The 23,212-nt window shown below is 44.4% G+C and carries 20 protein-coding genes; 17 read left to right on the forward strand and 3 right to left on the reverse strand.

Annotated features, from left to right (window positions below):
• The first annotated feature begins 327 nt into the window (after positions 1 to 327).
• From AAHH42_RS14455 to nuoN, 14 genes are all read left to right on the forward strand, one after another.
• Positions 328 to 1,893 carry a hypothetical protein gene (locus AAHH42_RS14455; protein WP_342221428.1) on the forward strand — a complete coding sequence of 522 codons (1,566 nt, stop codon included), beginning with the start codon at positions 328 to 330 and terminating at the stop codon, positions 1,891 to 1,893.
• 631 nt (positions 1,894 to 2,524) lie between these two features.
• Positions 2,525 to 2,971: an NADH-quinone oxidoreductase subunit A gene (locus AAHH42_RS14460; protein WP_072550762.1), complete on the forward strand. Its 447-nt coding sequence runs from the start codon at positions 2,525 to 2,527 to the stop codon at positions 2,969 to 2,971.
• 12 nt (positions 2,972 to 2,983) lie between these two features.
• The gene (locus tag AAHH42_RS14465; RefSeq protein WP_072550763.1) at positions 2,984 to 3,661 is read left to right on the forward strand and encodes a NuoB/complex I 20 kDa subunit family protein; all 678 of its coding nucleotides are present in this window, start codon (positions 2,984 to 2,986) and stop codon (positions 3,659 to 3,661) included.
• A 12-nt stretch (positions 3,662 to 3,673) separates the two neighbouring features.
• Positions 3,674 to 5,473: an NADH-quinone oxidoreductase subunit C/D gene (gene nuoC / locus AAHH42_RS14470; RefSeq protein ID WP_342221429.1), complete on the forward strand. Its 1,800-nt coding sequence runs from the start codon at positions 3,674 to 3,676 to the stop codon at positions 5,471 to 5,473.
• A 2-nt stretch (positions 5,474 to 5,475) separates the two neighbouring features.
• The gene (nuoE, locus tag AAHH42_RS14475; RefSeq protein ID WP_072550765.1) at positions 5,476 to 6,015 is read left to right on the forward strand and encodes an NADH-quinone oxidoreductase subunit NuoE; all 540 of its coding nucleotides are present in this window, start codon (positions 5,476 to 5,478) and stop codon (positions 6,013 to 6,015) included.
• The gene (nuoF, locus tag AAHH42_RS14480; RefSeq protein WP_342221430.1) at positions 6,012 to 7,397 is read left to right on the forward strand and encodes an NADH-quinone oxidoreductase subunit NuoF; all 1,386 of its coding nucleotides are present in this window, start codon (positions 6,012 to 6,014) and stop codon (positions 7,395 to 7,397) included. Before nuoE ends, nuoF begins: the two co-directional genes overlap by 4 nt.
• A gap of 174 nt (positions 7,398 to 7,571) precedes the next feature.
• Positions 7,572 to 10,307, forward strand: coding sequence for an NADH-quinone oxidoreductase subunit NuoG (gene nuoG, locus AAHH42_RS14485; protein ID WP_342221431.1), 2,736 nt, complete (start codon positions 7,572 to 7,574; stop codon positions 10,305 to 10,307).
• Positions 10,307 to 11,284: an NADH-quinone oxidoreductase subunit NuoH gene (gene nuoH / locus AAHH42_RS14490; RefSeq protein WP_072550781.1), complete on the forward strand. Its 978-nt coding sequence runs from the start codon at positions 10,307 to 10,309 to the stop codon at positions 11,282 to 11,284. The genes nuoG and nuoH overlap by 1 nt, the downstream gene beginning before the upstream one ends.
• Before the next feature lie 14 nt (positions 11,285 to 11,298).
• Positions 11,299 to 11,841, forward strand: coding sequence for an NADH-quinone oxidoreductase subunit NuoI (gene nuoI / locus AAHH42_RS14495; RefSeq protein ID WP_342221432.1), 543 nt, complete (start codon positions 11,299 to 11,301; stop codon positions 11,839 to 11,841).
• 13 nt (positions 11,842 to 11,854) lie between these two features.
• Entirely contained in the window at positions 11,855 to 12,352 is a 498-nt protein-coding gene (nuoJ, locus tag AAHH42_RS14500; RefSeq protein WP_072550769.1) for an NADH-quinone oxidoreductase subunit J, read from the forward strand.
• Complete coding sequence (gene nuoK, locus AAHH42_RS14505) at positions 12,349 to 12,651, forward strand: NADH-quinone oxidoreductase subunit NuoK (protein WP_072550770.1); 303 nt, start codon at positions 12,349 to 12,351, stop codon at positions 12,649 to 12,651. Before nuoJ ends, nuoK begins: the two co-directional genes overlap by 4 nt.
• On the forward strand, positions 12,648 to 14,504 hold the full coding sequence (gene nuoL / locus AAHH42_RS14510) for an NADH-quinone oxidoreductase subunit L (protein ID WP_072550771.1): 1,857 nt from the start codon (positions 12,648 to 12,650) through the stop codon (positions 14,502 to 14,504). The genes nuoK and nuoL overlap by 4 nt, the downstream gene beginning before the upstream one ends.
• A 62-nt stretch (positions 14,505 to 14,566) precedes the next feature.
• The gene (gene nuoM / locus AAHH42_RS14515; protein ID WP_342221433.1) at positions 14,567 to 16,129 is read left to right on the forward strand and encodes an NADH-quinone oxidoreductase subunit M; all 1,563 of its coding nucleotides are present in this window, start codon (positions 14,567 to 14,569) and stop codon (positions 16,127 to 16,129) included.
• Between the two features lie 6 nt (positions 16,130 to 16,135).
• The gene (gene nuoN, locus AAHH42_RS14520) at positions 16,136 to 17,590 is read left to right on the forward strand and encodes an NADH-quinone oxidoreductase subunit NuoN (protein ID WP_072550773.1); all 1,455 of its coding nucleotides are present in this window, start codon (positions 16,136 to 16,138) and stop codon (positions 17,588 to 17,590) included.
• Between the two features lie 94 nt (positions 17,591 to 17,684).
• Here the strand turns inward: nuoN and dnaQ are convergent, their stop codons facing one another.
• Positions 17,685 to 18,446: a DNA polymerase III subunit epsilon gene (gene dnaQ, locus AAHH42_RS14525; RefSeq protein WP_342221434.1), complete on the reverse strand. Its 762-nt coding sequence runs from the start codon at positions 18,444 to 18,446 to the stop codon at positions 17,685 to 17,687.
• Positions 18,447 to 18,759: 313 nt separating this feature from the next.
• The gene (locus AAHH42_RS14530) at positions 18,760 to 19,542 is read right to left on the reverse strand and encodes a hypothetical protein (protein ID WP_342221435.1); all 783 of its coding nucleotides are present in this window, start codon (positions 19,540 to 19,542) and stop codon (positions 18,760 to 18,762) included.
• A 329-nt stretch (positions 19,543 to 19,871) separates the two neighbouring features.
• Here AAHH42_RS14530 and rnhA point away from each other — a divergent pair, with 329 nt between their 5' ends.
• Complete coding sequence (gene rnhA, locus AAHH42_RS14535; protein ID WP_342221436.1) at positions 19,872 to 20,336, forward strand: ribonuclease HI; 465 nt, start codon at positions 19,872 to 19,874, stop codon at positions 20,334 to 20,336.
• 8 nt (positions 20,337 to 20,344) lie between these two features.
• Here the strand turns inward: rnhA and AAHH42_RS14540 are convergent, their stop codons facing one another.
• Entirely contained in the window at positions 20,345 to 21,064 is a 720-nt protein-coding gene (locus AAHH42_RS14540) for a class I SAM-dependent methyltransferase (RefSeq protein WP_342221437.1), read from the reverse strand.
• A gap of 38 nt (positions 21,065 to 21,102) precedes the next feature.
• On the opposite strand from AAHH42_RS14540, the gene gloB reads away from it, so the two are divergent.
• A complete protein-coding gene (gloB, locus tag AAHH42_RS14545; protein WP_072550778.1) occupies positions 21,103 to 21,858 on the forward strand; it encodes a hydroxyacylglutathione hydrolase in 756 nt (251 codons plus the stop codon).
• A gap of 80 nt (positions 21,859 to 21,938) precedes the next feature.
• Positions 21,939 to 23,192 (forward strand): murein transglycosylase D, encoded by a 1,254-nt coding sequence (gene mltD, locus AAHH42_RS14550; RefSeq protein ID WP_342221438.1) that lies wholly within the window; start codon positions 21,939 to 21,941, stop codon positions 23,190 to 23,192.
• The last annotated feature ends 20 nt before the right edge of the window (positions 23,193 to 23,212 follow it).

Below are 23,212 nucleotides of genomic sequence, written 5' to 3' on the forward strand. Positions count from 1 at the left end.
TAATTTTGATGAAATATTGATGGATATCTACCGTAAATTTGAGTTGGTTAATTAGCAAGCCGATAAGAGCGTATTGTATCAGGATACTCTTTAAAAAATCGGTAACGGAGGGATTGAACTAAAACCACTCGCAAAAATTCTAACAATTTTCTTGCATTAAAATTAAAGTTATCTATATTTCATAGTTGTAGTAATGAATACACGTTAGTGACGCAAAAATAATTTTCTGTATTACTTTGTTATTAATAAACTATATCCATAATAATTTATTATTGGCGTTTGGTAGTATACGGTTTTATTTATTAATTAAAAGGTGAGATATTTAATATGAATACATCTTCATTTCCAAATTCATTCCAAAACGAAAAATATGTGTCAACTCACTATGTTAGGGATCAAAGTTCAGTTATGAAAGTAAATGATTTTCTAACTGGTCTGTTAAATAGTACAAATAAATCTTCAATAATTTTCCCGTTTTCTTGTTTACAAGAAGAGGTCCCTAAGCGTGCTAACGATGGTTCATTTATTTTTGGCGAATTTGGTGAAATAAGAGTGCATTATCTTGTTGATAAACAAGGTAATAAAAACATTCAGGTAAAGGAATATAACGGTGATAAAGTAATCAGCACGATCACATTTAATTATATCGACGGTAATTTCATTATCCACAATGAAATAAAAAATAAATATCATGAAAATGGTCAGGTACATCGCCGTGAAGAATCTACCTTCGATACAAAGGGATTGCTGATAAGCAGTAGTAAAAAATATTATAATGCTATGGGACGATTGATTTACCGTGTTGAGTCAGAATGTAATTCTGATGGAAAAGAGGTTAGTCAAAGCAATAGCGAGTTTGATTACGATGTAGACGGCCGTTTGCTCATGGAAAGCGTGATAAATTACGATGCTCATGGCAAGCCAGATCGCTATATTAAAATCAGTAGCCACTATGACACCGATAATCTTTTACGCAATAAAAATACCTCAGAATATGATCCGCAAGGAGAACTCCTGGGTAAAAGCTCCACTTTTTTTAGCTATGATGCTGATGGCAAATTGTGTCAAGAAAGCGTCTCCAATTATAATGCCAATGGTGAGTTAGTAAGTGAATCGTTAACTCATACAGGTAGTACCCTTGATGCCGCATCTAATGAAGCTTCAGTAGCACAGATGTACGATCTGTCGGTCAGTTCACACGAATCTACAATAGCTAGGCATTACCAATATACAGCTGATCCATTAAGCCACGATAAAAAGGGTATAAGGATCTTCGTAAATGATGCTAATGGATCTAAAGCGGAAAACAACTCATCAGATTTGCATGATAAGACCGTGGTCGTTGTTGAATCTAACGCTGAGAATCAAACTGTTAGTAGCAGTAAGTTTTTCTTCGATATGAATGGCAAGGTGTTTAAGGGCATTCATAATAAATACGAATATGACACTAAAGGGCAGGTAACAAGTAATAGCCAGGTTTATTCTCGATACACCGCTGATGGCGAATTTATTATTCGTAAAGTTAATGAATTTGGCTATCAAACTGTTGCTAATGGCGGCACACAAGGCACTCTGCTGTACAGTATAAAAATGGTTCGCAGCGTTGCTGGCAAAATGTTCTATCGTACTGATTATACTTCTAACTGCGTACCGCAGCAGAGTGTTGAAGAAACATACGACGTGAATGGCAAGTGGGTGAGTTGTTGCCGCCTTAAATACAATCTTAATCAAGAGAAATCGCTTATTAGCGATGATTTCAAGCAGCAAGAAGCTAGCGTGATTGATTCATTAATTACAAGGGTCCACAATTGGACGAGCGATGAAAAAATCGCTCCTTTCGATCCAAAGCTTAGCGCGAATAGAGTATTAAATACTTTACTTGTCGCTTGTTAGGCTGTATTTCCAGGTTATCGGCATATAGCAGGAGTAAGAGGAGGTAAAAAGAAGGATTAGGTAGATGTTGTGGTGGGTTCTCTTCAAAAATTCATGGAAGTGTTGATGTTTTCGGAATGCCGTTGGGGTTTGTTATCACTACTGGACAAGCTTCTGATGTTGGACAATCGCAGGTATTGATAGGAGATGATATCTGCGATTGTTTTTTACCCCAGTGCTCCGTGCTCCCCGGGAAAAAGATCGTATTCATGAAGTCTTTATGACCAATAATAGCCTTATCTGGCATAGTTTAATGTGATAAAGTCCATGTGCTGACCGGTAAGGTTGGCCTCTTGCTGTGAAAAAAATAAAAAAATTCCCGTATACCTGATTCTGCTCTCTCTAACCTGCTCAAAGAGTAGTAAAAATGTGTCCTAGATCAAAAAATACGTTTGGCTGGAAGCAGAAGTCCCCGATTTTTTCCAAGAGAATGCTATAGTAGGGCGGAAGATATAATATTTGTTTATACATTGTACGGTATAAGTTATTAACGATAGGTATCAATACATTTTGTGGGCAACACAGGCTTGTGTTACCTGGCCGGTTTCGCTAGAAGTCTACTGTTCGAAACTACTTTTGATAAGTAAATAATATGCCAATAACGACTGGAGTTATCGCTCATCATTGGGCGTTCGCGGTATTTTGTATTGGAGCGATGGGGCTGTGTAGTTTAATGCTGCTGTCGGCGTTTTTTCTCGGTGGCAAAGCCCGTGCCCGTGCTAAAAATATTCCCTATGAATCTGGTATCGACTCTGTTGGCTCGGCGCGCATGCGGCTGTCTGCTAAATTCTATCTGGTCGCCATGTTTTTCGTTATCTTCGATGTTGAAGCACTGTATTTGTATGCATGGTCAATTTCTATTCGTGAAAGTGGCTGGATAGGTTTTATCGAAGCCAGCATTTTTATTTTTGTGCTATTGGCTGGATTGATTTATCTGGTACGTATCGGTGCTTTGGATTGGACACCGGGGCAATCTCATCGTCGAGTGAAACCAGGTACCATCACTACTATTAGCAGTAGATCTCTTCAGAAACTGTAGCGAGGTACTAACATGGATTATACTCTCACACGGGTAGAGCCGAACGGTGAAAACGACCGTTATCCCCTGCAATCTCAAGAAACCATCAGCGGCGATCCTCTTGAGCAGCATGTTCATCGTAGTGTTTACATGGGAAAGCTGGAAAATGCGTTGCATGGCATGGTGAATTGGGGGCGTAAAAATTCTTTGTGGCCGTACAATTTTGGTCTTTCCTGTTGTTATGTCGAAATGGTGACGTCGTTCACTGCGGTGCATGATGTGGCGCGTTTCGGTGCTGAGGTGTTGCGCGCTTCACCACGTCAGGCTGATTTTATGGTGGTGGCGGGTACTTGTTTTACCAAAATGGCACCTGTTATTCAGCGTTTATATGAGCAGATGCTTGAGCCGAAATGGGTGATTTCGATGGGAGCCTGTGCCAATTCGGGTGGCATGTACGACATTTACTCGGTGGTGCAGGGCGTTGATAAATTTTTGCCAGTTGATGTTTATATTCCTGGTTGTCCACCCCGCCCAGAAGCTTATATGCAGGCCTTACTGTTATTGCAAGAATCCATTGGTAAAGAACGTCGTCCCCTCTCCTGGGCGGTGGGTGATCAGGGGGTTTATCGTGCTAATATGCAGTCAGAAAGAGAGCGCAAGCGGGGTGAACGTATTGCGGTGACTAATCTACGTACGCCTGATAAAATTTAGAGCTTAAAAATTATGACAGATTTGACGGCGTTCGGCAGCACCCGGCCAGCATATCATACCTGTGATCATTTGGATGATCCGATAATTGAACCCTTGTCGTGCTTTTTGGGCTCCGGGGCTTTTGTCTTGCAAGCAACCCGTATGGGTATGCCGGTATTATGGGTAAAACGAGAGCAATTACTCGATTTGATGTCGTGGTTAAAAAAACAGCCACAGCCTTACGTAATGTTGTTTGATCTACATGGTGTTGATGAACGTCAACGTTCTCATCGCGAGAAATTGCCTGCTGCGGATTTTTCTGTTTTCTACCATTTACTCTCCATTAAACGTAATCGCGATATCATCCTGAAAGTGGCGTTGTCTGAGGAGGATTTGTGGCTTCCTAGTGTTTGCGGCATTTTTCCTAATGCTAATTGGTATGAACGTGAAACCTGGGAAATGTTCGGTATTACCTTTGATGGTCATCCCCACCTGACGCGTATTATGATGCCACAGAGTTGGCAAGGGCATCCGTTACGTAAAGATTATCCAGCGCGTGCCACAGAATTCGATCCCTTTGTTCTAACCAAACAAAAAGAAGATTTGGAGATGGAATCGCTGACTTTCAAGCCGGAAGACTGGGGCATGAAACTTGGGCGCAAAAATGAAGATTTTATGTTCCTTAATCTGGGGCCAAATCATCCTTCTTCGCATGGTGCTTTTCGCATTATTTTACAATTAGATGGTGAAGAAATTGTCGATTGTGTGCCGGATGTCGGCTATCATCACCGCGGCGCGGAAAAGATGGCTGAACGCCAGTCTTGGCATAGCTATATCCCTTACACTGACCGTATCGAATATTTAGGCGGTTGTGTTAACGAAATGCCTTATGTTCTGGCGGTAGAAAAACTGGCCGGTATTGTGGTGCCAGATCGGGTGAATACCATTCGTGTGATGTTATCGGAACTGTTTCGCATTAACAGTCATCTGTTGTATATCAGCACCTTTATTCAAGATGTGGGGGCGATGAGTCCGGTATTTCTTGCTTTTACTGATCGACAAAAAATCTACGATCTGGTTGAGGCGATCACCGGTTTTCGTATGCATCCGGCCTGGTTTCGTATTGGTGGTGTGGCGCATGATTTGCCACAAGGCTGGGAGCATTTGCTACGTGACTTTCTTAACTGGATGCCAAAACGCCTTGATTCCTATGTTAAGGTCGCGCTGAAAAACAGTATTCTAAAGGGGCGTTCTATCGGTGTGGCTGCCTACAATGCTGAAGAAGCCTTGGCATGGGGAGTGACCGGTGCCGGCCTGCGTGCTACCGGCATTGAGTTTGATGTGCGTAAATGGCGTCCCTATTCTGGCTACGAGAACTTTGATTTTGATGTTCCCGTGGGCGATGGTAATAGTGATTGCTACACTCGGGTGATGCTCAAAGTTGAAGAAATCCGCCAGAGTCTGCGTATTTTGCAACAATGCTATAAAAATATGCCGGAAGGTCCATTTAAAGCAGATCATCCGTTGACGACGCCACCGCCAAAAGAACGTACTTTGCAACATATTGAAACGCTTATCACTCACTTTTTGCAAGTTTCTTGGGGGCCGGTGATGCCTCACAATGAATCTTTTCAAATGATTGAAGCGACCAAGGGAATTAATAGTTACTATCTGATCAGTGATGGCAGCACCATGAGCTATCGTACGCGGATACGTACTCCGAGTTTCGCTCATTTGCAGCAGATCCCATCGGTGATCCGTGGCAGTTTGGTTTCTGATCTGATTGTCTATTTGGGCAGTATCGATTTTGTTATGTCTGATGTGGATCGCTAATTATGAATGATCAAAAAGAGAGGCAGCATCATAAAAATCCGCTTGATGTGGTTTCCCTTGCTACCAAACCTGCTTTTGTACTGAGTGCCGAAGAATATGCCGCTATTGAGCAAGAAAAACATCATTACGAAGACGCGCGCGCGGCCTCAATCGAGGCACTGAAAATTGTGCAAAAGAAGCGGGGTTGGGTGCCGGATGGTGCCATCTATGCTATCGCTGACGTGCTGGCTATTCCAGCCAGCGATGTTGAAGGTGTCGCCACTTTTTATAGCCAGATTTTTCGCCAACCTGTTGGTCGTCATGTGATCCGTTATTGTGACAGTGTGGTTTGCTATATCACCGGTTATCAAGGGCTTCAGGCGGCGATTGAAAAAAAGCTTAGCATTAAACCGGGTCAAACCACGACTGATGGTCGTTTTACTCTGTTGCCCACTTGCTGTTTAGGTAATTGCGATAAAGGGCCGACGATGATGATTGATGAAGATACACATAGTTATCTGAAGCCTGAAGACATCGAACAGTTATTGGAGCGATATCCATGAATCGTCATGTAACTGCGGCAACTCACCCGCTGACATGGCGTTTGCGTGATGATAAACGACCGCTATGGTTAGATGAATACCGTAATAAAAACGGTTATCAGGGCGCAAAGATTGCGTTAACCGGCATGGCACCGTCAGATGTGGTCGATTTAGTGAAAAACGCGGGTCTGAAAGGGCGTGGTGGCGCGGGATTTTCCACCGGTTTAAAGTGGAGCTTGATGCCAAAAGATGAGAGTATCAACATCCGCTATCTGTTGTGTAACGCCGATGAAATGGAACCGGGTACTTACAAAGACCGCCTGTTGATGGAACAACTGCCTCATCTATTGATAGAAGGCATGTTAATCAGCGCGTTTGCACTCAAAGCTTACCGTGGTTACATCTTCTTGCGTGGCGAATACATTGATGCGGCAGTGTGTTTGCGTCAGGCGATTAGTGAAGCCAGGGACGCGGGACTGTTGGGTAAAAATATTCTGGGTAGTGGTTTTGATTTTGAGCTGTTTGTTCATACTGGTGCGGGGCGTTATATCTGCGGTGAAGAAACGGCACTGATTAACTCGTTAGAAGGCCGTCGTGCTAACCCACGTTCTAAACCACCGTTTCCGGCATCATCGGGTGTGTGGGGCAAACCGACTTGCGTCAATAATGTGGAAACGCTGTGCAACGTGCCGGCCATCCTTGAGCATGGTGTTGACTGGTACCAAGGGATCACCGCGGGTAAAAGCAATGATGCAGGTACTAAGCTGATGGGATTCTCTGGTCGGGTAAAAAACCCTGGGGTATGGGAGCTTCCTTTTGGTATTTCAGCGAGGGAAATTCTGGAAGATTACGCGGGCGGAATGCGTGATGGATTGAAATTCAAAGCGTGGCAACCAGGGGGAGCAGGCACCGATTTTTTAACGGCAGAACACCTTGATTTACCGATGGATTTTGAACATATTGGCAAAGCCGGTAGCCGTTTGGGCACTGCGTTGGCAATGGCGGTTGACCATCAAATTAGTATGGTTTCTCTGACTCGTAATCTGGAAGAATTTTTTGCCCGTGAATCCTGTGGTTGGTGTACCCCTTGCCGTGATGGTTTGCCGTGGAGTGTGAAGATTCTGCAAGCCTTGGAACGTGGGGAGGGGCAACCAGGCGATATTGAAACGCTAGAACAGTTGTGTCGTTTATTGGGACCGGGAAAAACTTTCTGTGCTCACGCACCGGGTGCGGTTGAACCGCTACAAAGTGCGATTAAATATTTTCGCGCCGAATTTTCCGCTGGCATAGCGAAAAAAGATTATAGCCGTCCTGATGTTATCAACAGAGGTGATACTGATTTTGGTAATACAGCGGCTATCGAGGGTATTCAAGCTAACAATTTGTTGAATGTCCGCTGGTAGATAAAAAAATAGATTTCTTGCAAAACTATAGCGAGTGGTGTGGAGTCAAGGCGGCTGGAACACAGCAACCACAGTGTACACACGAGTACATGAGGATTGCGAGCACCAGGTAACCGGAATGCATACCACAGTGGGTTTTGTAAGAAGTCTAATAGCCGACTTGGAAGCATGCTTATGGCGACGATACATGTAGATGGCAAAGAATATGATGTCAACGGGGCTGACAACCTGTTGCAGGCTTGTCTTTCCCTTGGGCTGGATATTCCTTACTTTTGCTGGCATCCGGCGTTAGGGAGCGTAGGTGCTTGCCGTCAATGTGCGGTGAAACAATATCAAAATGCGGATGATACCCGCGGCCGTTTGGTCATGTCTTGTATGACACCAGCTAGCGATGGCAGCTTTATTTCTATCGATGACAACGAAGCCAAGGAGTTCCGTGCCAGTGTGGTGGAATGGTTGATGACTAATCACCCGCACGATTGTCCGGTATGCGAAGAGGGGGGAAATTGTCATTTGCAAGATATGACGGTAATGACTGGGCATAATGTCAGACGGTATCGTTTTACCAAACGGACACATGAAAATCAGCAGCTTGGTCCTTTTATCTCCCACGAAATGAATCGCTGTATTGCTTGCTATCGCTGTGTGCGTTATTACAAAGATTATGCGGATGGCACTGATTTTGGCGTTTATGGCGCGCATGATAATGTTTATTTCGGTCGTCCAGAAAGTGGCACCCTGGAGAGCGAATTTTCCGGCAATTTAGTGGAAGTCTGCCCAACAGGTGTTTTCACCGATAAAACCCATTCCGAACGTTATAACCGTAAATGGGATATGCAATTTGCACCGAGCATCTGCCAGCAATGCAGTGTTGGTTGTAATACCAGCCCGGGCGAACGTTATGGCGAATTGCGTCGCATTGAAAACCGCTACAATGGCAGCGTCAACCACTATTTTATGTGTGATCGTGGCCGTTTTGGCTACGGTTATGTCAATTTAAAAAATCGGCCGCGTCGGCCGCAACAACGGCGTGCTCATGCTTGGATCACTCTGGATGCCGATCGTGCGATACAGGCTGCGGCTGATATGTTGCACCAAACGAAAAAAACCATCGGCATAGGTTCGGCACGGGCGAGTTTGGAAAGCAATTTTGCGTTACGTGAATTGGTCGGTGTGGAAAATTTCTATACTGGTATTGCTGCTGGTGAGCAGAACCGTTTGCAATTGATGCTGAAGGTGTTGCGTGAAGCAGGGATCCATACACCAGCATTACGCGAAATGGAAAGTTATGATGCGGTACTGGTGTTGGGAGAAGATCTGACGCAAACAGCGGCACGTATTGCTTTGGCAGTTCGTCAGGCGGTGAAAGGCAAAGCGCGGGCGATGGCTGCGGCGCAAAAAGTCGCCGATTGGCAGATCGCCGCAGTGTTGAATATCGGGCAGCACGCTAAACATCCTTTATTTATCACTAATGTTGATAATACTCGCCTGGATGATATTGCTGCTTGGAATTATCATGCACCTGTGGACGAACAAGCACGCTTAGGTTTTGCCATCGCGCATGGATTAGATGCCTCCGCCCCTGCGGTCAGTGATTTAGCCGATGGCTTGCAAGTCAAAGTTGATATTATTGTGCAAGCGTTGGCGGGTGCAAAAAAGCCACTGATTATTAGCGGTAGTAGCGCAGGCAGTGAGGCGATCATTGCTGCAGCTGCTAATGTTGCTAAGGCATTGCAAGGTCGAGGTGTTGACGTTGGCATCAGTTTTGTTGCCACTGAGGCGAATAGCTTTGGCTTAGCGATGATGGATGGTGGTTCGTTGGATCAGGCTTTAGAGCAGTTAACCCAGGGTATCGCAGACAGTGTTATTGTGCTAGAAAATGATCTGTATCGTCATGCTATTGCCGATAAGGTGGATACGGCATTAACATCGGTAAAAAATGTGTTGGTGTTAGATCACCAACACACTGCCATTATGGACCAAGCCAATCTGATCCTGCCTGCGGCGAGTTTTGCCGAAAGTGATGGTACTGTGGTCAATCAAGAAGGCCGTGCGCAACGTTTTTTCCAGGTTTATGATCCGGCTTACTATGATACACCGGATAACAAAACACTAATGCAAGCAAGCTGGCGTTGGCTGCACGCCCTAACGGCGGTTTATCACCACCGTCCGGTTGATTGGACACAACTTGATGATGTCATTCAGGCTTGTGTCACCGCTTTGCCACAGTTGCAAGGTATTGTTGATGCGGCACCAGATGCCACTTTCCGTATCCATGGTCAAAAATTAGCGCGTTCTCCGCATCGTTACAGTGGTCGTACTGCGATGCGTGCTGATATCAGTGTGCATGAGCCGCGTCAGCCACAGGATATCGACACGTCTTTTGCCTTTTCTATGGAAGGGAATAGCGGTCCGTTGGCCGATTGCCAGCAAATTCCCTTCGCTTGGGCGCCGGGTTGGAATTCTCCTCAAGCGTGGAATAAATTTCAGGCGGAAGTGGGGGGTACTTTGCGTTTTGGTGATCCCGGTGTGCGTTTAATTGAAGCTAGCGCAGGAAATTTGGCTTATTTTGATCAAGTACCGGTTGCTTTTCACCCTGCATCCAGTAGCTGGCTGGTCGCTCCTTATTATCATTTATTTGGCAGTGAAGAGATGTCACAACGTGCCGATGTTATTCAACAGCGGATGCCTACGCCCTATTTAATGATTCACCCTGGGGATGCCGCGCAACTTGGACTGGCTGTAGGTACTCTCATCGAGTTTAGTTGCGCCGGTCAACAATTACGGTTGCCGCTACGTTACAGTGAGAATTTGGCTCAGGGGCAGGTTGGTTTGCCGTTAGGTTTACCGGGTATTCCACCTGTTTTGCTCGGTGAGCGCGTTGAGGATCTACGAGAGGCGATCATATGATGAACTGGTTTACTCCTGATTTGAGTACCATTTTAATCTCGATCTTAAAAGCGCTGGTCATCTTGTTGGTGGTGGTGATCTGTGGCGCTTTTATGAGCTTTGGTGAACGTCGCTTATTAGGTTTGTTTCAAAACCGTTATGGGCCTAACCGTGTTGGTTGGGGAGGATCGTTACAGCTCGTTGCTGATATGATTAAAATGTTTTTTAAAGAAGATTGGGTGCCACATTTCTCCGATCGTATCATTTTTACGCTGGCACCGATGATCGCTTTTACTTCGCTATTGTTGGCTTTCGCTATCGTACCGATTAGCCCGAGTTGGGTGGTGGCGGATCTCAATATCGGTATTTTATTTTTCCTGATGATGGCAGGCCTAGCGGTTTATGCCGTCCTTTTTGCCGGCTGGGCGAGTAATAACAAATATTCCTTATTGGGTGCGATGCGCGCTTGCGCACAAACCCTGAGTTATGAAGTGTTTATTGGTTTGTCATTGATGGGCGTGGTTGCACAAACTGGTTCCTTCAATATGCAGGATATTGTCAATCACCAGCAACATGTTTGGAACATCATCCCACAATTTTTTGGTTTTATCACTTTTGCCATCGCCGGAGTAGCGGTTTGTCATCGCCATCCGTTTGATCAGCCAGAAGCGGAACAAGAGTTAGCGGATGGTTATCATATTGAATACTCAGGTATGAAATTTGGTTTATTTTTTGTTGGTGAATATATTGCTATTGTGACTGTCTCTGCGTTGATCGTGACCTTGTTCTTCGGTGGTTGGCAAGGGCCGTTTTTGCCTCCGTTTATCTGGTTTGCACTGAAAACGGCTTTTTTTATGGTGATGTTTATTCTGATCCGTGCTGCGCTACCACGTCCACGTTATGACCAGGTGATGTCGTTCGGCTGGAAAGTGTGCTTGCCGTTGACTCTGCTGAATCTGCTGGCGACCGCCGCAGTCATTTTATATAGCCCTCAATAAAAGGGGTAATAGCTATGACATTAAAAGAGTTAGTGGTGGGTTTCGGCACTCAAGTGCGTAGCCTGTGGATGATGGCTCTGCATGTTTTTCATAAGCGTGAGACGAAAATGTACCCTGAAGAACCGGTTTATTTACCGCCGCGTTACCGAGGGCGTATTGTGTTAACGCGTGATCCTGATGGAGAAGAGCGCTGTGTTGCCTGTAATTTATGTGCGGTGGTGTGTCCGGTGGCCTGTATCTCGCTGCAAAAAGCTGAAAAGCAGGACGGTCGTTGGTATCCTGAATTTTTCCGTATTAATTTCTCTCGTTGCATTTTTTGCGGTTTGTGTGAAGAGGCTTGTCCGACTACGGCCATTCAGTTGACACCGGATTTTGAAATGAGTGAGTTTAAGCGACAGGATTTAGTCTACGAAAAAGAAGATTTATTGATTTCGGGACCAGGTAAATACCCACAATACAATTTCTACCGCATGGCGGGCATGTCGATTGAAGGTAAACAAAAAGGCGAAGCCGAAAATGAAGCTAAGCCGATCGATGTTAAAAGTCTGATGCCTTAAGGAAGCGTTTTCGATGGAATTTGTCTTTTATAGTGCAGCAGTGGTCGCAGTGTTGGCAACACTAAGGGTGATTTCTCATAGCAATCCAGTACATGCTTTGCTGTATTTGATTGTCTCTCTGTTGGCAATTGCCGCGGTATTTTTTTCACTCGGTGCTTACTTTGCCGGTGCGTTGGAAATCATTGTGTACGCCGGTGCCATTATGGTGCTCTTTGTGTTTGTGGTGATGATGCTGAATCTGGGCGACACCGTACAGCAGCAAGAAGGTGCCTGGTTGAAACCCAGTTTGTGGATCGGCCCTGGTTTACTGTCGCTCACCTTACTGATCATACTGATTATCTCTTTTCGTAGTGTCTCTGGTTGTGAGATAGGTGGTGTTGTGGTCGATGCCAAACAGGTAGGTATCAGTTTATTTGCTCCTTACGTATTAGCGGTGGAGTTAGCTTCAATGCTGCTGCTGGCGGGTTTGGTGGTGGCTTTTCATCTTGGTCGTGAAGAGGCCTCTCAATGATTCCGCTACAACATGGTTTAATTTTAGCGGCAGTACTCTTTGTACTCGGACTAACCGGTTTGCTAATACGTCGCAATTTGTTGTTTATGTTGATTAGTCTGGAAGTGATGATCAATGCAGCGGCACTGGCTTTTGTGGTGGCGGGTAGCTGTTGGCATCAGCCAGATGGTCAGGTCATGTATATTCTTGCAATCAGTTTGGCAGCGGCTGAGGCCAGTATTGGCTTGGCATTATTGCTACAGCTTTACCGTCGTCGTCATACCTTGAATATCGATACCCTCAGTGAGATGCGTGGATGAACCTATTATTTCTAACTATTCTTCTGCCGTTGCTGGGTTTCTTGTTGCTGGCGTTCTCTGCTGGACGTTACCCGGAAAATACATCAGCCGTTATCGGCGTGGGGTCGATGGGCTTAACCGCATTGGTCACGCTTTATGTTGCGATCGATTTTCTCAGCCAACAGGTAACCGGGGTTCAGGTAGTTAGCCAAACGTTATGGCATTGGATGGTAGTAGATAGTTTTAGCATCCCGTTGACTCTGAGGCTGGATGGTTTATCTCTGACCCTGTTATCTGTGGTGACCGGTGTTGGTTTCTTTATTCATCTGTATGCTTCTTGGTATATGCGTGCTGAGGAAGGCTACTCACGTTTTTTCGCCTACACCAATTTATTTATTGCCAGTATGGTGGTGTTGGTATTGGCCGATAACCTGCTATTGCTGTATCTAGGCTGGGAGGGGGTCGGGCTGTGTAGCTATTTGCTAATCGGTTTCTATTACAGCAATCCGGCCAACGGGGCCGCAGCAATGAAAGCTTTTATCGTTACTCGTATCGGTGATGTGTTTTTAGCTTTTGCTTTGTTTATCCTATACCAGGAATTAGGGACGCTGAATATTCATGAATTAATGGTGCTAGCGCCGCAAAAACTGGCAACAGGTTCGAACGCCATAACTTGGGTGACGCTGATGCTACTGGGTGGCGCAGTGGGTAAATCGGCACAATTGCCGTTACAAACCTGGCTGGCAGATGCGATGGCTGGTCCTACGCCTGTTTCCGCGCTTATTCATGCTGCGACCATGGTGACTGCGGGGGTTTATCTGATTGCTCGTACCCACGGTTTGTTTTTGATGGCACCGGAAGTGTTACACCTTGTAGGGATCATCGGGGCTATTACTTTGCTACTGGCTGGTTTTGCGGCGTTGGTGCAAACCGATATTAAACGTGTACTGGCTTATTCCACGATGAGTCAAATTGGTTATATGTTCCTCGCATTGGGAGTACAAGCGTGGCATGCGGCGATTTTTCATCTGATGATCCATGCATTTTTTAAAGCGTTACTGTTCTTGGCTTCCGGTTCGGTTATCATCGCCTGTCATCATCAGCAAAATATTTTCAAAATGGGTGGATTACGTAAAACTATTCCGCTGGTGTATATCTGTTTTTTAGTGGGAGGAGCGGCCTTAGCGGCATTACCTATCGTCACTGCGGGGTTTTACAGCAAAGATGAAATTCTCTGGGGTGCGTTAGCCAGTGGTCATATCAATTTGTTGATTGCAGGTCTGATCGGCGCATTTCTCACGGCACTTTATACCTTTAGGATGATTTTTATCGTTTTTCATGGTGAGGCCGCTCATGATGCATCAAAACATGTACAGCCTGTACAAGGGATAAGCCACAGTTTGCCTCTACTGGTTTTGCTCGTGTTATCCACTTTTATCGGCGCATTCATTACACCGCCGCTCGCGGGTGTGTTACCTGAAAACCATGTTGCTGAAAGCGGCAAAATGGCGTTGGAAGTTTTCTCTGGGGTGCTGGTCATTAGCGGTATTCTCCTGGCATCACTGTTGTATCTGGGCAAACGGCAAAGAGTGAGCAGCATCGCGCGAAGTACATCAGGAAAATTTCTGACCCTTTGCTGGTTCCATGCCTGGGGTTTTGATTGGCTATACGATAAGTTGTTTGTACGGCCTTACCTGTGGATTGCAAAAATTTTGCAACGTGATCCACTTGATTCATTGATGAATCTTTCTGCATCGTTTGCTCGTTTGGCTAATCGTGCTCTGTCTGTCAGTGAAAATGGCAAAATGCGTTGGTACCTGGCATCGATGGGTTTAGGGGCAGTGGCTGTATTACTGATACTGCTATTTATTTAACAGACCTCTGGCAAAACTGTATCAGATTTTGACAAAGGTCTTATTGAGGGACACAAAACGCCATGTTGTTACCTTGGCTAATTCTTATTCCCTTTATCGGTGGCCTACTATGCTGGCAGTGTGAGCGCTTTGGGACTAAAGCGCCGCGTGTGATAGCGTTGGTCGCCATGGGGCTGACGTTGGCATTGACAGTACATTTGTTTTTACAGCGCTTTTTGTCGGAAGTCTTGTCAAGCGGTGATACATTGATTCAGCCGACAGGTTTGCCTCAATGGCAATCAGAATTTACCTTACCCTGGATCCCAAGTTTTTGCATTGAGTTTCATTTGGCTCTTGACGGTCTGTCGTTGTTGATGGTGATGCTAACCGGCTTGCTTGGTCTGTTAGCCATTCTCTGCTCGTGGCGTGAAATTCAGAGCAACCTGGGTTTTTTCCATCTGAATCTGTTATGGATCCTCGGTGCTGTGATCGGGGTATTTCTTGCTATTGACATGTTCCTGTTTTTTTTCTTTTGGGAAATGATGTTGGTGCCAATGTACTTTCTGATCGCGTTATGGGGACATAAGGCATCAAACGGTCAAACACGGATCACTGCGGCGACTAAATTTTTTATTTATACCCAGGCCAGTGGCTTGATCATGTTGATTGCGATCATCGCTTTGGTGTTAGTGCATTATCAGACGATGGCGGTCTGGACGTTCAACTACACATTATTGTTGCAAACACCGATGTCGCAAAGCGTAGAATACCTGTTAATGCTCGGTTTTTTTATCGCTTTTGCGGTAAAAATGCCGGTGGTGCCATTACATGGCTGGTTACCGGATGCGCACAGTCAGGCTCCGACTGCGGGTTCTGTCGATTTAGCTGGGATTCTGTTAAAAACGGCGGCCTATGGTTTATTGCGTTTCAGTTTGCCACTGTTTCCACAGGCTTCTCATGATTTTGCGCCTATTGCCATGTGGCTTGGTGTGATAGGGATTTTTTACGGTGCCTGGATGGCGTTTTGCCAAACCGATATTAAGCGCTTGATCGCTTATACCAGTGTGTCACATATGGGTTTTGTATTGATTGCGATTTATAGCGGCAGCCAACTCGCTTATCAAGGGGCGGTCATCCAAATGATTGCGCACGGTTTATCTGCTGCGGGTATGTTCATCATCTGTGGTCAATTGTATGAGCGTTTACACACGCGCGATATGCGCCAGATGGGTGGCCTATGGGCGCGTATAAAATATTTGCCGGCGTTATCGCTGTTTTTTGCGATGGCGACCCTCGGTATGCCAGGAACCGGTAATTTTATCGGTGAATTTATGATTTTGTTCGGCAGCTTCCAGGTAGTGCCGCTGATCACTGTAGTGGCGGCTTTTGGCCTCGTGTTTGCTGCGGTTTATTCTTTGGTGATGATGCAACGTACTTATTATGGAGCAGTAAAATCAAAACAAGCATTGCCGGATATGACGATAAGAGAATGGTCAATTATCCTTCTGTTGGCGGTGCTATTAGTGCTGCTTGGATTTTATCCACAACCCATTCTTGATACCTCTTATGCCACTATGAATGATGTACAGCGATGGTTTTCAGCGCCCTTAATCTCAACGTCATTAATTTCAACTACAGGGTCGTAATTCGCGATGACAATAACTTTACAACAATTGATTGCCATGCTACCGCTGTTGATCGTCGGATTAACGGTGGTGGTGGTGATGCTGTCCATTGCGTGGCGCCGTGATCACTTTGTTAACGCTACCCTGACGGTTATCGGGCTGAATGTGGCGTTATTTTCTCTCTATTTTGTTTGGCAGATCGTACCACTGGATGTGACCTTGTTATTGCGTATTGATGGCTATTCAATGTTCTACACAGGTTTGGTATTGCTAGCAGGTCTGGCAAGTGCCACTTTTGCTTACCCGTGGTTAGCGGGTTATCCTGATAATCGCGAAGAATTTTACCTGCTGTTATTGATCGCTACGTTGGGCGGTATTTTGTTGGTGAGTGCTAATCATCTAGCTACACTATTCCTCGGTATCGAGCTGATTTCACTGCCTTTATTTGGGTTGATCGGTTATGCCTATCGCCAAAATCGTTCATTGGAAGCGAGTATCAAATATATGTTGCTCTCGGCAGCAGCATCGTCATTTTTATTATTTGGTATGGCGCTGTTATACGCTGAATCGGGTAGTTTATCTTTTAGTGAATTGGGCAGTAGCCTAAACGATAGTCTCATACATCGACCGCTGGTCATGGCGGGGTTGAGCATGATGTTGATTGGCTTATGTTTTAAACTTTCACTGGTACCGTTTCAATTGTGGACGCCGGATGTTTATCAGGGCACACCAGCCCCGGTCTTGGCCTTTTTGGCGACGGCCAGTAAAATCGCCATCTTTGTGGTAGTCATGCGTTTGCTTCTTTATGCCCCTGCTGCTGATGATGAGGCGATGGATGTATTGTTAACGATAATGGCAATTGGTTCTATTTTGTTCGGTAATCTGATGGCGATGACGCAGAGCAATATCAAACGGTTGCTGGGTTATTCATCGATCGCACATTTGGGATATTTACTGATTACATTGATGGTGGTGCAGCCCCAACCCTCATCGGGTATTATCGGCATCTATATGACAGGGTACTTATTCAGCAATCTGGGAGCGTTTGGTGTAATTAGTCTGATGTCCAGCCCGTATAAAGGGGCGGATGCAGAGTCGTTATTTTGTTACCGTGGTTTATTTTGGCATAAGCCGATTCTGGCGGCGGTGATGACGGTGATGATGTTATCACTGGCAGGCATCCCGCTAACGCTCGGTTTTATCGGTAAGTTTTTTATTATTATCTTGGGTGTCAGTGCTCATTTATGGTGGCTGACTGGCGCGGTCGTGTTGGGTAGTGCTATTGGTTTGTATTACTATTTGCGTGTCACCGTCAGTCTATTTCTCAGTCCGCCGCAGGAATTACAACGTGATACTGTACACAACTGGGCATTCACTGCTGCGGGAATTGTAGTGCTGATCTGTGCCATTGCGGTGCTTTTACTGGGTGTCTATCCGCAACCTTTGATTTCATTGATGCAATTTGCTCAGCCGGTGTTTTAAATTAGCAGATCGGTAGCGAAAATAAGCTCGTCGCGAATATCATCGGCTGTATTTAGGCAAGTGAATATTATTTACTGAAACAGATCCTCCTCACTTATTTGACAGCATCTTTATCAAATGAAGGATCACGCCACAAACATTTACCTTTTTTCGCTACTGCATCGAGTTGTGTTTCATGTTCAGCCAATTCATCAGCACTTGCATGAATAATTTTTAGTGCCGAGGTTGGGCGAATAACCGGTTTGATATCTTCTGTTGTATTTTGCGACTGCGGTTGCTGATCACTTTCCAGCGAAAAAGAGAGCGATGTTTGCCCACCGGTCATCGCCAGATAAACGTCTGCTAAAATTTCGGCATCGAGTAACGCCCCGTGCAATGTACGTTTGGTGTTATCGATATGATAACGATCGCATAAGGCATCCAAATTATTACGTTTACCGGGAAATAAACGACGTGCCATTACTAGACTGTCGGTGATGGTACAGAAGGTTTCGACCTTTGGAATACTCTGCTTTAACATACTGAATTCGTAATCCATAAAGCCGATATCAAAGGTTGCATTATGGATGACGAGATCGGCACCACGAATAAAATCGAGGAACTCTTTGGCTGTATCAGCAAAGGTAGGTTTATCCGCCAGAAACTCATCACTGATGCCATGAATGGCATAGGCTTCAGGATCTACCTGTCGATTTGGTTTTAGATAAACATGGAAGTTGTTACCTGTCAAACGCCGGTTGATCATTTCAACGGCACCAATTTCAATAATTCGATGCCCTTTGTAGTGAACTCCCAGTTTATTGAAACCCGTGGTTTCAGTATCCAAAACAATTTGTCGCGTAATGGCAGTGCTCATAGTAGGTACTCATGTCAGACTTAAGGTTCTAAATAGACAGTAAGAATCGAGCTTATACCCGATTCTGTGTAACTGCCCGTTTGTCGTAGATTGAGTCAAGCGTTCAGGGTGTCAATCATAAAGTGATTTAATGCCATGCGCCAGTTTTGTACCAGTATGATCCATTTTTGTGATACTGATTCTATTACTAGGAGAATGAACTTTCACTTCTGGTTACTCGCCCCTGCTGTATCGGGGAGAGGACCTGAACGTTCTTTTAGACACAGTTTCTTTCCTGATTTTTTCAACTTCTTCCCCGATTCTTTCAACTTTTTCAGAGAATATGGTGGCACTCTCTCTCTCTTTCTGCTTTTTGAATATTATTTTTAAGATCCTCTAAATGTTCACCTATCTTGTCCAATATTTTTTCTACGTTTCCTGTGTTTGAAGCTGACTCGATGATTTTACTTCTATGTTCTTGCATATTACCTTCAAGCGCTTTTAAGCAGCTATCTGTCTTCAAGCGTTTCTCTGCGTCTTTTTTGTTTGAAGCTGACTTGGTGATTATATTTTTATATTTTTGAATGTTGTCTTTAGTAGTTAAGTATTTATCTACCATTGTTTTATCTGCCGCTTCTTCATTTACCAATCTTTTCTTTTCTATTTCTATATTTGCGGAGCTATTTTGAGCACGAACACCATGTTCATCGGCTGATTTGGCATGTTTATTGGCTAATTCAGCCAGTTGTTTTGCCTCGGCGACTGATTTTGCATGAGGAGTACGTCCTTGTTCGGTTAGAGTATTAAGATATTCTTTAATACGTGTGACAACTCCGTTTGCAATAAGGCCTCTTCCTTTGGCGGCTGCTGCAGTAGAAATTGAGGATTTGATTACCATTTCGTGCCTAGGCAGAACGGGCCTTCCATACTTATCTGTCTTTGTGGGTTCCGAAGTGAAGGATTCTAGTCTAGCGTCAAGTTTTTCTTGAAATTTCTTTAGAGCCTTCGGATTTACACGAGTAATGTTTTGTGTAGGGCTGAATGAAGTATTAGTAGCTTGTGCCTGTGCTATTTTTTTTCTTGAGGAGATAGCTCTTTCCCTATCCGGGTCTTCCAAATGTTCAATACCTGGCCGAAATTCTGAACGCCTGTATTCATAAATATTACCTTGTGATTATTAAGAATAATTAATTGGGTTAAATAGATTATTTTTACCGGCGAAAATATTATCTTTTGTTTTATTTTTACAATATTAAAAAACGCTCATTAAATAAAACAAGTCTTAACTTTTTAAATAATTAAATTTCTTTACTTATTTATACAAAACTTAATTATTCAGACTCATGGTTTCAGTATCCAAAACAATTTTTCGGGTAATTGCAGGTGCTCATGGTAGGTACTTATGTCAGACTTAAGGTTTAAATAGAGAGTCAAGGTCTATCAGAAATGCGTAAACAGGTAGAAATTTTTACCGATGGTTCATGTCTTGGTAATCCAGGTCGTGGTGGTTATGGCGCAATTTTGCGTTATAAACAGTATGAAAAAACTTTCAGTGGCGGTTATCATTTGACCACGAACAACCGTATGGAGTTGATGGCAGCCATTATCGCTCTTGAAGCGTTGACATCATCCTGTGAAGTGAGGCTCAGTACCGACAGTCAATATGTCCGTCAAGGCATCAGCCAATGGATCCATAATTGGAAAAAACGTGGTTGGAGAACGACTAACCGTACCGCGGTAAAAAATGTCGATTTATGGCAACGGCTAGATAGTGCGATTCAACATCATCAAGTGACTTGGATATGGGTAAAAGGTCATGCCGGTCATCTAGAAAATGAACGCTGTGATGAGCTAGCCCGGATCGCAGCCAATACCCCAACTGAAGACGATATTGGTTATCGACCTGAATAGCCGCTAAATTAAGGTGGATTACGATAACTTTTCGTGGCGCCTAGTGCCCGATTAAACCAAGGTTTAGCTGTGGCGAATTTCATCGGATTAAATGTGAGTGGCAACCTGCGTTTACGGGCAATAATCAGGCTAACACAACCTAATGCGGGGAGATGAGTATTGATAAAACCTCCGCCCTGTTTATGCCATGGCAACACGTGGAAACGGGATTGATGCATCACCTGATAGTTAAGCAAACCAAGCCAATCAAGCACGCGCATTTGCGTAAACATTCTGCTGGTATAAGGTTGACGCTGACGTAATATCGGCAGTAATTTACCCATTCCTAATAAACTTAACGGGTTAAAATGACTGATTACCAACCAGCCATCGTCGACTAGTACACGATCAAGCTCGCGTAAAATACTATGAGGATCAATGCAATAGTTTAAAGTATGTGCCAGCAGAATAGCATCCACTGACTTTTCAGCAAAAGGTAATTGATAGGGACTGGCAAGTATTTGTACAGCCCGACCTTGTTCAGCGATACTGACTTGATGGGTGATAGTGCATTGGTCACTGGTGATCTCAGTACTGAGATTGCCGATTTTTAGCAAATGAAAACCAAAAAATTTTGGCCACCAAGGCTGCATTTTCTGTTCAATAGCAGAACGGTAATATTCTCCCCACGGGAGTTCGCTCCAGGATTCGGGTGCATGAATCTTCAGGCATAATTGCGCAGGCTTCATGTTTTATTATCTTCTATCAAAAGGTTAGTGAGTATCGTATGGATCTTATTAGTGTTCCGGCATTACAAGACAATTACATTTGGTTATTAGCAGATACGCAAGCACATTGTGTGATTATCGACCCGGGAGAAGCGGCGCCTGTTTTCACGGCATTAACTGAGCAACAGCTAACAGCTGATGCGATTTTACTGACACATCATCATTATGATCATCTTGATGGTGTCGTCGAGTTGCTTAGACGTTTTCCGGGCTTACCAGTATACGGACCACAAGAAACCGCCGATAAAGGTGCGACTGTTCTGGTTAAGGAAGGGGATGACCTGACTATTGGCAGTCAGAATTTCTCGATTATCGCCGTTCCAGGGCACACTCTAGGTCATATCGCATATTATAACGCTCCTTATCTTTTTTGTGGGGATACGCTGTTTTCTGCGGGTTGCGGCCGCTTATTTGAAGGCACTTGCGATCAAATGTATGCGTCGATTCAAAAAATCATGCAATTGCCTGACGATACTCTAATCTGCTCAGCACATGAGTATACGCTCTCAAACCTGGCTTTTGCTCGTTCAATTTTACCTCAAGATCGAAAAATTGAAACATATCAACAACACATTGAGCAATTACGGGCGAAAAATCAACCCAGTTTGCCGACAACTTTACAGCTAGAACGTGAAATAAATGTTTTTTTACGCTGTAGTGACATTGAGTTACAAAAAAAAGTGGGGATTACACCGTATTCCACTTCCTTTTCTTCAATTTTTTCTGCCTTACGAGTCATGAAAGATCGTTTTTGAAGCTTTTTGTTGTGTTATTTGTCAGAGTAAAGTACTATCGCTCACCTTTTAACCAACTAGATAGAGGTATTAAGACGTCGATGAAGACTAAAGCGATATTTCTCGCCTCGGTCTTGCTTGTAGGGTGCCAAACGTCCAAGCTTGGCAAACAGGTTCCCGTACAGCATGCACAGAGTTTGTCTTCAGCAAATATAGAAAATGAAGCAGGAAGATATACAGATACCAGCCGAGAGAGCTCGGTACGATCGGCTAACAATAGCTTTTCGCAAAAGAATCTGTGGGGCTTTATTAGTAACGAGCTGAAGATAAAAGTTCAGGACAATGCTTTGATCCTTGAGCAAAGACAAAAATATTTAAAAAGTAAGAGCGATCTCCACGATGTAATGGTACGAGCAGAGCCTTATCTGCACCTGATTGTATCGCAGATTAAGAAACGTAATATTCCAATGGAATTGGTGCTGATACCCATAGTGGAGAGTGCTTTTGATCCAAGGGCTACCTCATCTGCCAATGCTGCAGGGCTATGGCAAATAGTACCTAGTACTGGGTTGTATTATGGTTTGAAACAAAATCAGGGGTACGATGGTCGCCGTGATGTATTGGCTTCGACCAACGCTGCGCTTGATTTGATGCAGAATTTGAACGATACCTTTAATGGTGATTGGTTGCTCACTGTGGCTGCTTATAACAGTGGTGAAGGTCGGGTTCGACAAGCAATAAAAGCCAATAAGGCACAGGGTAAACGGCTTAATTTTTGGGCGTTATCACTTCCTCGTCAAACCTCTGTTTATGTGCCCAAAATGCTTGCTCTAAGTGACATCATCAAAAACCATAAAGAGTACGGTTTCAATTTGCCGGAAACGAGTGAAAAAAATGGGTTAGCCCGTGTTGATGTTGGACAACAGATGAAGCTCACTCGAGCGGCTGAGATGTCAGGTTTATCGCTGGCTCGTCTGAAATCCTATAACGCGGGATATAAACGCAATGTGACAGCCTCTCCCTATTACATTATGTTGCCTAAGTCCCATGCTGTACAATTTAGAAATTCACTGGCAGAGGCTAGATTTACAGGAGTTCAGTCCACTCAGTTGGCGAAAAACAGTACCAGTTCTTTGAAGGTAAGAAAAAGACTACAGCTTGCAAACAGTACTGGTGGCAATAGCGTTACCTATCAGGTTCGTAGAGGTGATTCAGTTGCTAGTATTGCCAAACGTCATGGCATCAACGCCAAAGATGTAATGCGATGGAATTCGGTAGTCAGTCAGTCAAACAGTTTACGGCCAGGTTTAGAATTGACGTTGTTTGTAAACGACAAAGCAAACCCGGATAGCTGAGATCATGAGTCACCGTCCGT

The sequence above is a fragment of the Candidatus Fukatsuia endosymbiont of Tuberolachnus salignus genome, assembly GCF_964030845.1.
GTDB lineage: Bacteria > Pseudomonadota > Gammaproteobacteria > Enterobacterales > Enterobacteriaceae > Fukatsuia > Fukatsuia symbiotica.